Annotated in this window: 1 protein-coding gene; it reads left to right on the top strand. The window is 40.6% G+C overall.

Going from position 1 to position 19,131, the window contains the following annotated elements; genetic code table 11:
• Nucleotides 1–14 precede the first annotated feature (14 nt).
• Nucleotides 15–19,130 carry a filamentous hemagglutinin N-terminal domain-containing protein gene (locus ACZ5QH_RS17645; protein ID WP_464016755.1) on the top strand — a complete coding sequence of 6,372 codons (19,116 nt, stop codon included), beginning with the start codon at nucleotides 15–17 and terminating at the stop codon, nucleotides 19,128–19,130.
• Nucleotide 19,131 lies beyond the last annotated feature (1 nt).

The following is a 19,131-nucleotide window of genomic DNA, read 5'->3' as shown; positions in this document are numbered from 1 at the left end:
TTAGGTAAAACATTATGAATAAGAATCGTTATCGCGTTATTTTTAGTCAAGCACGTGGCATGTTTATTGCGGTTGCTGAGATTGTAAAAAGCCGTACAAAAACAGCGGGGCAATCATATAGCATTGGTGAAATCGAAATAGAGGATGTGACGGGTGCATCTTCAATCACCTATAAAAAACTCAATCCTGTCAATTTTGCTGTGGTGAGCCTATTAGGTGCAGCAATTTACACCTTGCCGATGGCAACCATCGCTGAAAGTCAAATTGTGGCAGATCGATCAGCACCAAACTCTCAACAAGCCACCATTCTCAACAGCAGCAATGGTTTGACCCAAGTCAATATTCAAACCCCAAGTGCAGGTGGTGTATCACGTAATACCTATACCCAGTTTGATGTGGGTCAGGAAGGTGCGATTCTAAATAACGCACGAAATAATACCCAAACCCAATTGGGTGGCTGGGTACAAGGCAATCCATGGCTCGCCAAAGGTGAAGCCAAGGTAATCCTGAATGAAGTAAACAGCAGTAATCCGAGCCAGCTCAAAGGCTATTTGGAGGTTGCGGGTAAACAAGCGCAAGTGGTGATTGCCAACCCATCTGGCTTGATCTGTGATGGTTGTGGGGTGATTAACGCAGATCGTTTTACCTTAACCACAGGTCAAGCAGTAATGCATCAAGGTTATCTTGATTCATTCCGCGTACGTGAAGGGCAAGTCACGATTGAAGGGAAAGGCTTAAATGGAAGCTTAACCCCTTATACCGATATTTATGCACGTGCTTTAAATGTCAATGCGGGTCTATATGCCAATGAACTAAAAACCGTGTTGGGTCAAAACGACATCAATGTTCAAGATCAGAATTCAGTAAAGATTACTGCAACGACAAGTACCACGTCTTCACCTACACCGAGCTTTGCTCTTGATGTTGGAAAATTAGGTGGCATGTATGCTGGAAAAATCTATTTGGTCGGTACTGAAAAAGGTTTAGGGGTGCGTAACGCAGGCTCACTCAATGCCACGACAGGTCAAATGTATTTAAATGCCAATGGTGACTTAACCAATACAGGCAATATGATTGCCAATAAAGATCAACTGCAATTAAATGCAGAAAATATTAAAAATACAGGAAACATCAGTAGTGCTACCTCACAAGTTAGAGTGGATAGCCAAAATTTGGATAACTCAGGTTTAATCAGCAGTGCAGACGAACTGTATTTAAACCAACAAAAAACTTTAACCAATGCAGGAGTATTAAACGCTGCACGTATTGTGCTGGATGCCAATAGCTTAAAAAACAGTGGCTCAATTGAGCAGACTGGGGCGCAATCACTAGATTTAATCTCAGGCTCAATAAGCAATACTGGCGGCAGAATTGGTCTTGCTAAAAACTCAGCAACATCAGGTGACACTGGTGTTAATAATGGAGGAAGTGCAGGTGAAACAAGTGGTTCAGGTTCAACTGCAGTAAAACCGAACAATCCAGCTCAAGATGGTGGCAGTGTTGAGATTGCCAAGGACAGTTCTACGACAAATGTTCCAAAAGACTATGATAAGGGTTATATCCATGTCAAGGAACAGTTGAATAATGATCAAGGCGCGATTATTGCCCGTGGTGTAATTGATTTGGATACCAATAATATTTTGGCGAATCAAGAGGGTAAGCTGAATCTAGGTCATATTAAAGTTCAGGGCGAAAACTTTAATAATGATCAAGGTCAATTAACAGTTCAACAGGCAGATATTCTCAGCACAATCTTGAGTAATCAATCAGGTCAGATTGCAGTCAATAAAAGCTTAAAGGTTCAATCAACAAGTGCGAATAATAACAAAGGCACCATTCAAGCTGTTGAGCAAGTTGATATTAATATCACCGACTCGTTAAATAATAGCGAAGGAAAAATTGCGAGCGGACAACAGCTGAGTATTCAGGCAGGACAAGTTAATAATCAATCTGGCCTACTCTATTCTGAGCAACAAGATATTGGTCTAGACGTTCAACAAGCATTAGATAACACATCAGGTATTATTCAAGCGAAAACCCAGCTGGATCTGAATAGCCAAAACTTAAATAACAACTCAGGTCAAATTCTAGCTGAAAATATTCAGCAAAAACATGGTTTAGTCGATAATACTCTAGGATCCATTGTTGCAAAACAAAACCTAATCAGTAGTGCCATTCAATTTGATAATAATCAGGGGCAGATTCAAGCTAATAATATTGAATTTGAACATAAACAATTGAATAACAGTGGCAATATTTATGCCGATCAAAATCTGAATATCATAGGGCAAAACTTACAAAATACCGGATCTTTGAGCGCAGGACAGGGAATTCAGCTCAAGAGCGAAACCTTGCAACATCAGCAGTCTGGCTTAATCGCAGCAGGGTTGGACCGTCAAGGTAAATTAGGTACAACAGGTAATCTTAAGATTATTGCAGATCAGGTGGAGCTACATGGACAAAGCTTTGCAGGTGAAAATCTTAATGTGCAAAGTCAAAATCACATTGATGCGAGTAAAGGGCAACTTCAATCCAAAAATATTGAATTAAGTAGTCAGTTAGGCAATATCTCGACGCATTCAGCTCAGGTGATTGCAGAACACTTATCATTGAATAGTCATGATGTTATTAATAATCAGCAAGGTACTTTAAGTGCTAAAGACCTTAAGCTAAATGCCAATAGTTTAGATAATAGTCAAGGTCATATCTTACATACTGGAACTGATCAGTTGGATTTGAATTTTAGTCAGATCCTAAATAACCAGTCAGGTGAGATTCGTAGTAATGCAGCACAGGTCAATCTCAATACGACATCATTAAATAATACCGCAGGTCAACTTATCCATGCAGGAACAGGACAACTCGATATTCAGGTTGATCAGTTACAGGGTAATCAAGGAAAAATACTCAGTAATGGTCAATTACAATTACAAGCAGGAATTCTTGATTTAAGTCAGGGTGTAACTTCAGCTGAACACATTATCCTGAAAGCGAATCAATTAAATCATCAGCAAGGACAGCTTATCCAGCGTGGTAAGCAGAGCCCTCTGACTTTAGCGATACAGCAACAACTGAATAATCAGTTGGGTTTTATCCAAAGCCAGACAATATTGAATATGGATACGGGGGCATTAAATAATCAGGGTGGAACACTTAGTACAGCACAGGGACAGGATCTGAACCTTAAGGTTAAAGGGCTTTTAGACAATAGTCATTCAGGTAAAATTTATGTAGGTAATAATGCCAATATTCAGGCAGGTTCGATTGATAACCATACGCAAGGTCAAATCAATGTTCAACAAAATCTTAAATTAAATAGCCAGTTACAGGTTAACAATCAAACTGGGCAAATTGCAGCAAATGCCGATGTTCAAATTCAATCTCAGGGTATTGATAATAGTGAAGGTCAAATCAGTTCTGTACAGGGCAGATTAGATTTAGATGCGGGTACAGGATTACTGAGTAACCAATCGGGATCACTGCAATCAGCGAAAGACATTGAGATCAAAGCAGAGCGCTTACATAGCCAGTCAGGCTTAATCAATGCACAGGGATCGATACAAGCACAGATTCAACAAGAGATTGATAACAATGCAGGACAGATGATTGCAAATCAATCGGTGCAGCTCAACAGTCAGGGCTTAAATAATAATGCGGGTCAAATCGGCAGTGTTGAAAGCACACTGAAGGTAGATGCTGGTCAAGGTGTAATCAGCAACCAACAAGGTAAACTGCAGTCTAAACAAGACTTGAGTTTGAATGCACAAGGGATTGATAACCAGTCAGGTTTAATCGCGACCCAAGGCCATCTTGAATTACAACAACACTGGTTAAAAAATACTAAAGGGCAAGTGATCTCAGGTGAAAGCCTGAATTTAACAGGCCAAGATTTAAATAATCAGGGTGGATTACTGCAAAGCGGTCGAGACTTAAGTTTTAAACTGATTGGCAAACTAGACAATAGCCAATCAGGGCAGCTGATTAGTGGCGGTCATACGCAGATTGATGCACAGCAATTAGAGAATAGCCAGCAGGGTTTAATCAATGCACAAGGCAGCTTGAGCATTAGGACTCAGCAAGACGTCAATAACAATGCAGGTATCATTGCCGCCAACAAGTTTGTCGAAATTCAGAGTCAAGGACTAGACAATAGCCAAGGCCAACTTGGCAGTGTCAAAGAACAGGTGACGATCAACACAGGCAAGGGCGCACTGCTTAATCAATCTGGTACGCTACAGTCAACAGGTGATTTAAACGTACAGAGTACGGGGCTGAACAACAATAAAGGTACACTGAATAGTTTAGGCAAAGTCAGCTTAGTGAGTGATGGAGATCTCAGTAATGATGGCGGTCAAATTGCTTCAAATGGTCAGTTAGAGATTACAGCAAATGACTTAAGTAACCAGTCAGGATTAATCCAGACAGGAGAGAAGTCGAATCTAAGTCTCAAGTTGGGTGGCGCATTAAGCAACCAGACAGGTCAAATCCACAGTGGGGCAGACCAGCAGATCACAGCGCAAAGTGTTGATAACAGTGCACAAGGTCAAATGACTGCACAGGGACAGCTTAACATTCAGAGCCAAGCTGAGATTAATAACCAGACAGGTAAACTGATTGCCAATGGATTATTACAGGTTAAAGGCGAAGGGCTCAACAATACCCAAGGACAGATCGGCAGCTTACAAGATCAGGTGATTGTTCAAGCTGGACAAGGCGCCTTGACCAATCAGTCAGGGACGATCCAAGCGAAGAAAGACTTGAGTGTTACAGCACAAAGTATAGATAACCAGTCTGGTCAAATGAACAGTCAGGGACACTTACAACTGTACAGCCAACAGGCAATCAACAACCTAGAAGGTTTAATTGCAGCGGATTTGGGGTTAAAACTCAACAGCCAAGGTTTAAATAACAACCGAGGTCAGATTGGAAGTGCACAGGGTGATGTTGATCTGAATGCAGGCAATGGCTTATTGAGCAATCAGGCAGGCGTGGTGTTGTCAGGCAAAGCGTTAACGCTCAATGCAGGCCAAGTCGATAACAGCAACAAGGGACAGATCAATAGCCAAGCAGATTTAGCGATCAGTACGGTAAAAGAGATCAATAACCAAAGTGGTGTAATTGCTTCAAACCAACAACTGAGCTTAAAGAGTCAGGGACTCAATAACAATGCAGGACAGATCGGCAGTATTCATGCAGGCGTTGTAGTCGATAGTGGTTCAGGAGTTGTTGATAACAATTCTGGTGTGATACAGGCACAGAATGATATCCAGCTTAAGGCTCAACAACTCAATAGCCATTTAGGTAAGATCAGTTCAGAGAAGAGTATTGAACTCAGCATTGACCAAGGCATAGACAACAGTGCGGGTCAGATCGTTGCCAACGATGCGGTGACTATTCAAAGTCAGGGACTGAACAATGATCAGGGTCAAATTGCCAGTATCAAAGCGCAATTAAGTATTCATGCAGGTACAGGATTACTGAGTAACCAATCAGGATCACTGCAATCAGCGAAAGACATTGAGATCAAAGCAGAGCGCTTACATAGCCAGTCAGGCTTAATCAATGCACAGGGATCGATACAAGCACAGATTCAACAAGAGATTGATAACAATGCAGGACAGATGATTGCAAATCAATCGGTGCAGCTTAATAGTCAGGGCTTAAATAATAATGCGGGTCAAATCGGCAGTGTTGAAAGCACACTGAAGGTAGATGCTGGTCAAGGTGTAATCAGCAACCAACAAGGTAAACTGCAGTCTAAACAAGACTTGAGTTTGAATGCACAAGGGATTGATAACCAGTCAGGTTTAATCGCGACCCAAGGCCATCTTGAATTACAACAACACTGGTTAAAAAATACTAAAGGGCAAGTGATCTCAGGTGAAAGCCTGAATTTAACAGGCCAAGATTTAAATAATCAGGGTGGATTACTGCAAAGCGGTCGAGACTTAAGTTTTAAACTGATTGGCAAACTAGACAATAGCCAATCAGGGCAGCTGATTAGTGGCGGTCATACGCAGATTGATGCACAGCAATTAGAGAATAGCCAGCAGGGTTTAATCAATGCACAAGGCAGCTTGAGCATTAGGACTCAGCAAGACGTCAATAACAATGCAGGTATCATTGCCGCCAACAAGTTTGTCGAAATTCAGAGTCAAGGACTAGACAATAGCCAAGGCCAACTTGGCAGTGTCAAAGAACAGGTGACGATCAACACAGGCAAGGGCGCACTGCTTAATCAATCTGGTACGCTACAGTCAACAGGTGATTTAAACGTACAGAGTACGGGGCTGAACAACAATAAAGGTACACTGAATAGTTTAGGCAAAGTCAGCTTAGTGAGTGATGGAGATCTCAGTAATGATGGCGGTCAAATTGCTTCAAATGGTCAGTTAGAGATTACAGCAAATGACTTAAGTAACCAGTCAGGATTAATCCAGACAGGAGAGAAGTCGAATCTAAATCTTAAGTTGGGTGGCGCATTAAGCAACCAGACAGGTCAAATCCACAGTGGGGCAGACCAGCAGATCACAGCCCAAAGTGTTGATAACAGTGCACAAGGTCAAATGACTGCACAGGGACAGCTTAACATTCAGAGCCAAGCTGAGATTAATAACCAGACAGGTAAACTGATTGCCAATGGATTATTACAGGTTAAAGGCGAAGGGCTCAACAATACCCAAGGACAGATCGGCAGCTTACAAGATCAGGTGATTGTTCAAGCTGGACAAGGCGCCTTGACCAATCAGTCGGGGACGATCCAAGCGAAGAAAGACTTGAGTGTTACAGCACAAAGTATAGATAACCAGTCTGGTCAAATGAACAGTCAGGGACACTTACAACTGTACAGCCAACAGGCAATCAACAACCTAGAAGGTTTAATTGCAGCGGATTTGGGGTTAAAACTCAACAGCCAAGGTTTAAATAACAACCGAGGTCAGATTGGAAGTGCACAGGGTGATGTTGATCTGAATGCAGGCAATGGCTTATTGAGCAATCAGGCAGGCGTGGTGTTGTCAGGCAAAGCGTTAACGCTCAATGCAGGCCAAGTCGATAACAGCAACAAGGGACAGATCAATAGCCAAGCAGATTTAGCGATCAGTACGGTAAAAGAGATCAATAACCAAAGTGGTGTAATTGCTTCAAACCAACAACTGAGCTTAAAGAGTCAGGGACTCAATAACAATGCAGGACAGATCGGCAGTATTCATGCAGGCGTTGTAGTCGATAGTGGTTCAGGAGTTGTTGATAACAATTCTGGTGTGATACAGGCACAGAATGATATCCAGCTTAAGGCTCAACAACTCAATAGCCATTTAGGTAAGATCAGTTCAGAGAAGAGTATTGAACTCAGCATTGACCAAGGCATAGACAACAGTGCGGGTCAGATCGTTGCCAACGATGCGGTGACTATTCAAAGTCAGGGACTGAACAATGATCAGGGTCAAATTGCCAGTATCAAAGCGCAATTAAGTATTCATGCAGGTACAGGATTACTGAGTAACCAATCAGGATCACTGCAATCAGCGAAAGACATTGAGATCAAAGCAGAGCGCTTACATAGCCAGTCAGGCTTAATCAATGCACAGGGATCGATACAAGCACAGATTCAACAAGAGATTGATAACAATGCAGGACAGATGATTGCAAATCAATCGGTGCAGCTTAATAGTCAGGGCTTAAATAATAATGCGGGTCAAATCGGCAGTGTTGAAAGCACACTGAAGGTAGATGCTGGTCAAGGTGTAATCAGCAACCAACAAGGCAAACTGCAGTCTAAACAAGACCTGAGTTTGAATGCACAAGGGATTGATAACCAGTCAGGTTTAATCGCGACCCAAGGCCATCTTGAATTACAACAACACTGGTTAAAAAATAATAAAGGGCAAGTGATCTCAGGTGAAAGCCTGAATTTAACAGGTCAAGATTTAAATAATCAGGGTGGATTACTGCAAAGTGGTCGAGACTTAAGTTTTAAACTGATTGGCAAATTGGACAATAGCCAATCAGGGCAACTGATTAGTGGCGGTCATACGCAGATTGATGCACAGCAATTAGAGAATGGCCAGCAGGGTTTAATCAGTACTCAAGGTGATCTTCGTATTACCAGTGTGCAAGACATAAACAATGCAGCAGGCATCATGGTTGCTAAACAAAATATAAATTTAAGTAGTCAAGGTTTAAACAATAATAAAGGTCAGATTGGTACTGAACAGGGAGATTTGAAGATTCAGACTGGTCAGAAAGGCCTAGACAACCTTACAGGACAAATTCAGTCAGCTAAGACACTTAATATCAGCAGTAATGGTCTAACGAACAGCGGTGTAATTAGTGCATTAAATACACTCAATATTGATAGTCAGGGTGATATTCATAATGATGGCGGTCAAATTGCTTCAAATGGTCAGTTAGAGATTACAGCAAATGACTTAAGTAACCAGTCAGGATTGATCCAGACAGGAGAGAAGTCGAATCTAAGTCTCAAGTTGGGTGGCGCATTAAGCAACCAGACAGGTCAAATCCACAGTGGGGCAGACCAGCAGATCACAGCCCAAAGTGTTGATAACAGTGCACAAGGTCAAATGACTGCACAGGGACAGCTTAACATTCAGAGCCAAGCTGAGATTAATAACCAGACAGGTAAACTGATTGCCAATGGATTATTACAGGTTAAAGGCGAAGGGCTCAACAATACCCAAGGACAGATCGGCAGCTTACAAGATCAGGTGATTGTTCAAGCTGGACAAGGCGCCTTGACCAATCAGTCGGGGACGATCCAAGCGAAGAAAGACTTGAGTGTTACAGCACAAAGTATAGATAACCAGTCTGGTCAAATGAACAGTCAGGGACACTTACAACTGTACAGCCAACAGGCAATCAACAACCTAGAAGGTTTAATTGCAGCGGATTTGGGGTTAAAACTCAACAGCCAAGGTTTAAATAACAACCGAGGTCAGATTGGAAGTGCACAGGGTGATGTTGATCTGAATGCAGGCAATGGCTTATTGAGCAATCAGGCAGGCGTGGTGTTGTCAGGCAAAGCGTTAACGCTCAATGCAGGCCAAGTCGATAACAGCAACAAGGGACAGATCAATAGCCAAGCAGATTTAGCGATCAGTACGGTAAAAGAGATCAATAACCAAAGTGGTGTAATTGCTTCAAACCAACAACTGAGCTTAAAGAGTCAGGGACTCAATAACAATGCAGGACAGATCGGCAGTATTCATGCAGGCGTTGTAGTCGATAGTGGTTCAGGAGTTGTTGATAACAATTCTGGTGTGATACAGGCACAGAATGATATCCAGCTTAAGGCTCAACAACTCAATAGCCATTTAGGTAAGATCAGTTCAGAGAAGAGTATTGAACTCAGCATTGACCAAGGCATAGACAACAGTGCGGGTCAGATCGTTGCCAACGATGCGGTGACTATTCAAAGTCAGGGACTGAACAATGATCAGGGTCAAATTGCCAGTATCAAAGCGCAATTAAGTATTCATGCAGGTACAGGATTACTGAGTAACCAATCAGGATCACTGCAATCAGCGAAAGACATTGAGATCAAAGCAGAGCGCTTACATAGCCAGTCAGGCTTAATCAATGCACAGGGATCGATACAAGCACAGATTCAACAAGAGATTGATAACAATGCAGGACAGATGATTGCAAATCAATCGGTGCAGCTTAATAGTCAGGGCTTAAATAATAATGCGGGTCAAATCGGCAGTGTTGAAAGCACACTGAAGGTAGATGCTGGTCAAGGTGTAATCAGCAACCAACAAGGCAAACTGCAGTCTAAACAAGACCTGAGTTTGAATGCACAAGGGATTGATAACCAGTCAGGTTTAATCGCGACCCAAGGCCATCTTGAATTACAACAACACTGGTTAAAAAATAATAAAGGGCAAGTGATCTCAGGTGAAAGCCTGAATTTAACAGGTCAAGATTTAAATAATCAGGGTGGATTACTGCAAAGTGGTCGAGACTTAAGTTTTAAACTGATTGGCAAATTGGACAATAGCCAATCAGGGCAACTGATTAGTGGCGGTCATACGCAGATTGATGCACAGCAATTAGAGAATGGCCAGCAGGGTTTAATCAGTACTCAAGGTGATCTTCGTATTACCAGTGTGCAAGACATAAACAATGCAGCAGGCATCATGGTTGCTAAACAAAATATAAATTTAAGTAGTCAAGGTTTAAACAATAATAAAGGTCAGATTGGTACTGAACAGGGAGATTTGAAGATTCAGACTGGTCAGAAAGGCCTAGACAACCTTACAGGACAAATTCAGTCAGCTAAGACACTTAATATCAGCAGTAATGGTCTAACGAACAGCGGTGTAATTAGTGCATTAAATACACTCAATATTGATAGTCAGGGTGATATTCATAATGATGGCGGTCAAATTGCTTCAAATGGTCAGTTAGAGATTACAGCAAATGACTTAAGTAACCAGTCAGGATTGATCCAGACAGGAGAGAAGTCGAATCTAAATCTTAAGTTGGGTGGCGCATTAAGCAACCAGACAGGTCAAATCCACAGTGGTGCAGACCAGCAGATTACAGCGCAAAGTGTTGATAACAGTGCACAAGGTCAAATTAGCGCACAGGGACAGCTTAACATTCAGAGCCAAGCTGAGATTAATAACCAGACAGGTAAACTGATTGCCAATGGATTATTACAGGTTAAAGGCGAAGGGCTCAACAATACTCAAGGACAGATTGGAAGCTTACAAGATCAGGTGATTTTACAAGCTGGGCAAGGCGCATTGACCAACCAGTCGGGGACGATCCAAGCGAAGAAAGACTTAAGTGTTACAGCACAAAGTGTAGATAACCAGTCTGGTCAAATGAACAGTCAGGGCCAACTGCAACTGAACAGCCAACAGGCGATCAACAACCTAGAAGGTTTAATTGCAGCGGATTTGGGGTTAAAACTCAACAGCCAAGGTTTAAATAACAACCGAGGTCAGATCGGAAGTGCACAGGGTGATGTTGATCTGAATGCAGGCAATGGCTTATTGAGCAATCAGGCAGGCGTGGTGTTGTCAGGCAAAGCGTTAACGCTCAATGCAGGCCAAGTCGATAACAGCAACAAAGGACAGATCAACAGCCAAGCAGATTTAGCGATCAGCACGGTAAAAGAGATCAATAACCAAAGTGGTGTAATTGCTTCAAACCAACAACTGAGCTTAAAGAGTCAGGGACTAAATAACAATGCAGGACAAATCGGCAGTGTTCAAGGACAGATTCAACTGGATGCAGGACAATTCCGTCTTGAAAATCAACAAGGGCTAATCCAAGCTGGTCAAGGGATCAATATTGTCGCGAATGGTGTGAATAACGCTCAGGGGCAAATCAATAGTAAAAATTTACTACAACTCAATAGCCAAGGGCAGCTACTGGATAACAGTCAGGGAACGTTAAGTTCTGAAAGTATTAAAATTGACTCTGGACGATTAAACAATAATCAAGGGTTGATTCAGGCTCAGCAAACGATCCAGATTGATACTCACAATCAGGATCTTGTAAACACCAATAGTGGTCAACAAGGAGGCATACTGAGTCAAGGTGATATACAGCTAAGTAATGTTAAAACGTTGAATAATTCACAGGGATATCTTGCAAGTGCTAAAGAGCTAGGTATCCAAGTCAATCAAGTATTGAATCAACAAGGCACAATACTTGCGGGGAAACAATTAAATATTTGGGGAATAGGACAAAACCAACTACTGGATAATCAGTCTGGACAAGTGTTGTCTATGGGGGGAATGACACTCAGTATTGATCGAATTAATAACAATGGTAAGTTAAAGCCGAGTGATGCTGATAGTCATATCATGGCAGTAGGTGACTTAAATATCACCACACAACAATTGGATAATCAAAATACACTGACAACCAGTCCAACTGACACATCAATTCAGGGGATTGATGCAAATAATTTAAATATCACGACCAATATTTTAAATAATCAAACAGGTGCTATCCGCAGTAGTGGTAATCAAAATCTGAATATTCGTCAAATATTGAATAATCAATCAGGTCAAATCAGCAGTGAAAAACAACTGATCATTGTGGGCGATCAACTAGAAATTAATAACTTAAAAGGGCAAATTTTATCAGGCACTGGACTGAATTTGACAGCGAAATCCCTTTCAGGGAATGACAAAGTTTTAAGTTTGGGTGATGCTCAAGTGAACTTAAAAGAGAGCTATACTCATGGTATAGGTGCTCAATTACAGGCCAATCAAAACTTAAGTCTGATTACTCAAGGCAATATCATTAATTATGGAATGATCAATTCAGGTAATCGACTGGATATAAATGCCGTCAATATTGGCAATATGGTTGATGCTAAAATTGAAAGCTATGAAACCCGATTGACTGCACAAAATGAGTTGAATAATACCGGATTGATCAATGGTGATTATACTCGTCTACAAGCGAATACACTCAACAATCAAGGTACTGGACGTATATATGGAACAACGCTTGCGATCAATGCAAATACTTTAAATAATCAACCTAATAGTGCTGGTGTTGCTCCAGTGATTGCTTCACGTGGTGATATGTATTTGGGTGTTCAAGTTTTAAATAACTTGGCAAACACAGCTGATTATGCAAGCCAATCACTGATTTTTAGTGCTGGTAACTTATATCTCGGTGGTGGATTAGATGCCAATGACAAGACTGTCGGGCAAGCCTTAGTGATCAATAATGAAAGTGCGACGATTGAATCGTTAGGCAATATGCGTTTGTCCGCGAAGCAAATCAATAATATTAATAAAAACTTTAAGACTCAAATGGTTGAAATTGAACGTAAAGATAATCTTGAAAAATTTTATCAAGGTAAATGGATGACATTTGAAGGAAAATTAATTATAAGCAAACATCCGACTGAAGACTGGTCTAAATACACTTATAGCCAAGTGACTTCTGAGACGCGAGTCATGGAATCCGCGCCTGGTCAAATTAAAGCGGGTGGTGCTTTAAATCTTGATGGTGCTCAAGTCCTCAATGATAAAAGCCAAATCTTGGCAGGTGGCGTACTGTCTAATTTAGGCGGTAAGATCACATCGGGTGATTTGAATGAAACTAAAGGCATAAGAGAGGTTACTGCTAAGGGGAAATATTATTGGTCTGAAATCGTTAAGAAAACCTTTGGTAAGAAGCGAGTAACGAAGAATAAGCCTTTTACAAATACCCAAACAGAAACATTTGATTTAGCGGTCAGTCAAGCTTTGGGCAACCAGAAGTTTAACCAAAATAAAATTGTGACAACATTGGTGTCTAACAATCAAAGTGGAGATAACACTCAATCAAGTCAAACTCAGCAAACCAATCTAAATGGATTAAAAGATACCAATAATTCGACACAGGTTAAGCAAACTCAAAACTCTCAAGGAGAGAATTTAACTGTAAAAGAAGCTGGGAATGTATTGAACAGCATACAGTCTCAAACAGGACAGAAGAACCAGCCGTTGCTACAATCAAAAGATTTGGATTTAAATGTTTCAGGGTCACAAGTCACGGTATCAAAGGTTGAACAAGCCAATGCTCAAAATCTGACTACTGGTCAGGCATCTGATCTTACCAACAGTATCCAGACTCAGAAGGGTCAAGGGGCTCAAGCTTCATTACAATCAAAAGATTTGGATGTAAGCGCTTCAGGGGCAAATATTAATGTATCGCAAGCAGAACAGGCCAATGGCAAAAATCTAACAACGGGTCATGCTGCTGATTTATCAAATACAACCCAGACACAAACAGGTCAACTCAATCAGCCATCACAACAATCAAAAGATTTAAATGCAAATCTGCTTGATGAAAATGTAAGTTTATCAAAAGCAGGACAAGTGAATGACCAAAACCAACAGCTTACTGATACAAAGCAAGTCGATAATAGTAGTCAAGTGAATGGCTTACAGCAGAATTCATCTTCATTACAGTCTAAAGATTTAAATATTTCTGTAGGGCAAACATCGCAAAAACAAGGTGATACTGCTGGTCAAGCACAAGCCAATAATTTTACTCAACAGGCCAATGCACCTAGTGAAACCGATGAATCAACACAATATGAAATACGAACGCTTAATTCAAGTGAGCTAAAAGTTCCAAATAGTGCTCTATATCGTGTCAATGCAAACAGTAAAGCTGGATATTTAGTTGAAACAGATCCGAGCTTTACCAATTATAAAACTTGGTTATCCTCTGACTATATGTTGGATGCACTTGGGCTGGATCCTGCTTTGCAACAAAAGCGTCTAGCTGATGGTCTTTATGAACAACGTTTGGTGCAAGATCAGATTGCGAACCTAACTGGTTATCGCTTCCTAGAAGGTTATGCCAATGATGATGAGCAATATAAAGCACTCATGAATAATGGGGTAAGTTTCGCCAAGTTGTATGGTCTTCGCCCTGGAATAGCATTAACTGCTGCTCAAACAGCACAGTTGACCAGTGATATTGTTTGGCTCGTTGAACAAACTGTGATCTTACCAAATGGCACAAAGGCTCAAGCCCTTGTTCCACAAGTATACGTTAAAGCACGAGTGGGTGACTTAAAAGGAGATGGTACCTTACTTTCTGGTGATGCGATTCAGTTTAAGTTAGATGGTGATTTGATCAATGGCGCTACGATTGCGGGTCGCCAAGCAGTGCAAATTACTGCTGATAATGTCCAAAATTTAAATGGACGGATTCATGGTAATCAAGTTGCTATCGAAACCAAAAAAGATTTGAACAACATCGGTGGTCAAATTAGTGCCAAAGAATCTATGGCATTGAAAGTTGGCGGGAATTTGAATATTGAATCAACAACGCTTTCAACGGAATCGAAAATTGGTGGTTTTAGTTCATCACAAACTAGTATTGATCGTGTGGCGGGAATTTATGTTGGTTCAGGCAGTCAGAAAAAGCTTGATCCAAGCCAAACTACTTTGCTTATAGATGTCGCGGGGAATACCAACTTAAAAGCTGCTCAAATCAATAATAGTAATGGCACGACCATCCTTAATACATTGGGCAATCTTGATATTGGAACAGTAACTACAAGTCAAACAGAACAATTGAAAATTGATTCAAAAAATGGTTACCAGTATAAAAAGCAACAGGACATAGGCAGTCAAATCAATAGTGAAGGTTCGTTGCTGATAAATGCCCAGAATATTAGTGGTAAAGCGGTTGACCTGAACAGCAAACAAGGCAGTATTCAGCTTTCTGCCCAAAACAATATTTTACTTGAGAATGGGTTAGACCTGAGTTCTATGTCTAGCCAATTTCATTCAAAAGGTTCATTTGGTAGTAAGAAATCATCAACTTATGATGAGAATACAACCACTTCAATCGCCAATCAGCTAAATGCTGGGAAAAATATTATTTTAAATAGCCAACAAGGCAATATCACTGCGACACATTTACAAGCAGGTGCTGGCGATAGTATCCAGATTCAAGCTTTACAAGGTAATGTCAACCTACTCTCAACAATCAATGAAAAAAGCATAAGCGAAACATCTTCAAAATCTAACTTTGCGACCTATAACAATCGTCAAAAGGGTTATATTGATCAAGAAGTTGCCCAAACCCAGTTGGTTGCTGGAAAAAATATTGATGTCAATGCAGCTAAAAATATAGAGTTACAAGCCAACGATATCACGTCTGGGCAAAGTATTTTTGTAGGCAATACTTTGATGCAACGTCAAGTCGATGGGACATTGAAATCTGCTGACGGTTCATTGATGCCTGAAAATGTAAAACTAACCACGCTGGAAACACAAGATCAGCAGTGGGATGAACAACAGAAAGGTTATCGTGGCGTTGTTAAAGAGTTAATGAAAGTCACCGAAGTCGGTCTGGCTGGCGTTCAAGCTTTATTCCCTGGCGTTAAAGTGGATACCAAACTTACAGTAGGTGAGTCCAACAGCAAACGTGAAGAGCAAATCAAGCAAACGGGTACAAATTTAACAGCGAACAATGTTTATGTTGGATCATCAGGTCAAACTACATTGACCAGTGCAGATATTACTGCAAAGAATACGATACTTTCAGGTCAAAAGGTGACATTGAATGCTGCCGAAGAACAAAACATTTCAGTCACTTCACACAGTAAGGAAACAATTGAAGGCTTAGGTGTTAAGCTCAACAAAGATAGCGTGCGTTTAGGTGGTTTTGTGTCAGAAGATACCACGCAAAGTACCAAAACTACTGAAATAACCCATAAAGCAGGTTCAATCCAGACTGAAAACCTTAAAATACAAGGTGCTGAAGGGGTGGACATACTCGGTCAAAATATCAAAGCGACAGGTGATACTGTTATTGATCATGGTCGAGGTGATTTAAATATCGATGGTTATGAAAATAAAACTACTGTTGAAGATAAGACACATAAAGAAACGATCAGTACTGAAGTCGGGGTACGAAATGCCTATTTGGATGCGGCACTTGCTTTAGGTGCGGTCAAAGATGCAGCCGAGGCAGTTAAACAAGCCAAAGATCAATATAGTCAGGCACAGCGTGACTATGCATCAGGAAAAATCACTAAAGAAGCTTTGGATGATACCAAAGCCAATGTCGCAATGGCGACAGCAAATCTTGCCAATGCTCAGATCGGTGCTGCTGCAGCGGCAGCAACCGCAGCCGCCGCCGCGTCAACCAGTTATGGAACAGGTTTTACCATTGGTGCAAATGGTGAACGTATTGAAAACACCACCACCACAAACACCACCCAAGGTAAATGGCAAGGCAGTCAGTTAGAGTTAAATAACCTCACGCTTAAGTCTGAAAATCAAGACGTGAATGTTCAAGGTAGCCGTCTCACAGCAACAGGTTTAACCACATTTGATGGTACCAAAGACTTAAATGTAAGTGCTGGGAAAGAACAGAGTCAACAAGATACCAGCAGTAAAACCAACAACCAAAGTGTGAGCTATACTTATGGTGGTGGTGGAAGTGCCTCAGTAGGTAAACAAACATCGAAATCACATAATGAAAGTTTAACGAATGTAAACAGTACGGTTGATCTCAACACAGTATCTGGATCTTTAAATAAGTTAAATATCCAAGGTGGTGAGGTCAGTATTGCAGATCGTGGTGATATAAAAGTCAATCAAATCCATGTTGAAAGCATACAAGATACAGCATCAGGCAACAGTAGCAGTAAAGGTGGTTCAGTTGGTATAGGAATTGGTTCAGGTGGTGGGAATGTCACGGCAAGTTATAATCAAGCCAAAGGTCAAAACGATAAAGCTTGGGTGAATGAAACCAGCAAATTGCTTATCGGCAATGCTAAAAATGATGCAGACCTAGATGCAATGGGTGTGCAAAAGCTTACTAATATTGGTGGTGTGATCGCCAATGCAAATAAGAATGCTGATGGAACTTTAACAGATCATGGCAAACTGAATTATACAGGGGCACTTGAGCTTAAAGATTTACAAGATCACAGTTCTGAAAGTAATCGAGGCTTCAATGTATCGACCAGTGTGGGTAAATCTATCAAAGGAGAGAGTAAGGAGAGTTCTCTTCATCCAAGTGGTAGTACAACGGTTGGTTTACAAAGTACAGGGAATGAAAAAGAGCAGTTAACTAAAGCGACAATGGGTCAAGGCACAGTGCAAAATAGCACTGAGCTGACCAACCGTGATATCAACAATACTCAAGAAATCACCCGAGACCAAGTGACAGGTTTATTAAATGGTTCAGTGACTTTAGATAATCGTTTACTAACAGAGAATGGTCGTACTGAAATTGTTAAGCAACAAAAAGATTTGCCAGAAAATTTCCGTCAAAGTGCAGAGAATATTGTTCAACAACTTCCAGAGGGAGAATATAAGAATAAGGTTTTAAAAAGTTTAAATAATATTGAAGCAAAGCTTTATAGTCTTCCTGAAGAATTACAGGGTGATGTTGGGGTCATAGGAAATAATGTTGCGAGTGAATTAATTAAGCAAGGAGTTACACCATTTGATGTAGAAAATTTATTTGAAGAATATAGTTTTTGGGAAAGTGCAACTGAATTGAATAAAATTAATAAACAATTAGAATCTTTAGAAGCTCAAGGAGTGAGCTTAGAGCAAATTTTTAAAACACCAGTGACTGTTGAAGTAGAATCAAATGTGCTTGCTGAAGGTACAAAATCAGAAATTACAGTCAAACCTCAAACTACTTTAGGAATGATAATTTTAGAAAAAACAGCTCAAGTCGGAAATGATCTCGCAGAAATTAGTAAGTCGACAGGGATTGATATTGAAAAAGTTCAGTTAGCCATTGGAGTGATGTTGGCAGGACCAGTCCGTTTAGCTGTTGAATATGGTAAATCAACAGCTATAGAAAGTACTGGTGTGGGTGAGTATATAGGTAAAGGTTTTGATATGGTTGCTAATGCTTTAACAGCCGCAGCACATGATACTAAAGCCTCTACAATTAGTGATTGGTCAAATCCTAATAAACCAGAGGAGCTAAAAAATTCAAATATCATTGACAAAGAACATAGTATTAAATTTGCAAATGAAGTTCGTTTGAATAAACAAGGAGCTGAATATTTAATCCAAACTGCTGCTGGAATTATTGGGGCAGGTGTTGGAAAAGGGATTGTGAAGGGAAAAGAGGAAAATATATCAACAAATTCATCTAGTATAGAAACAAAAGTGCCTGATTATGTTACACGTAATGATCATGATTTTTCGGCTACTGAAAATTATAAAGGGAAACCTAAAGCATATATTGATGATAAAGGTGATTTAGTTGCAGCTAACCCTGATGGAATAGGATCAATTCAAAGTCATATACGAGGGAGTAATCCTGAAAAAACTCCTTATATTTCTACAACAGATCCTAAATTTAGCCAAGAGTCAAAAAACTATGGTGGAGAGCAAATCCAGATTGATACTAAGCGATTACAGCAAGATATAGATGCTGGTAAAATCAAAGACACTCAGATTATCCCACATACGGATGTTAAAAGAGAGTTACAAACCAAAGTCGATGAGGCTCAAGAGAAGTTTAGTCAGAATCCTAGCCCAAGAAATAGTGAGAAACTAAAAAATGCTAAGAAAGACTTAGAGCATGCTATAAGAGATGGTGAATGCTTAATCAAAGGCTGTGTGCCAGCTGATTATATTCGTAAGTAAA

This window comes from Acinetobacter sp. Ac8 (genome assembly GCF_055392545.1).
This window is presented reverse-complemented; position numbering and strand designations above follow the sequence as displayed.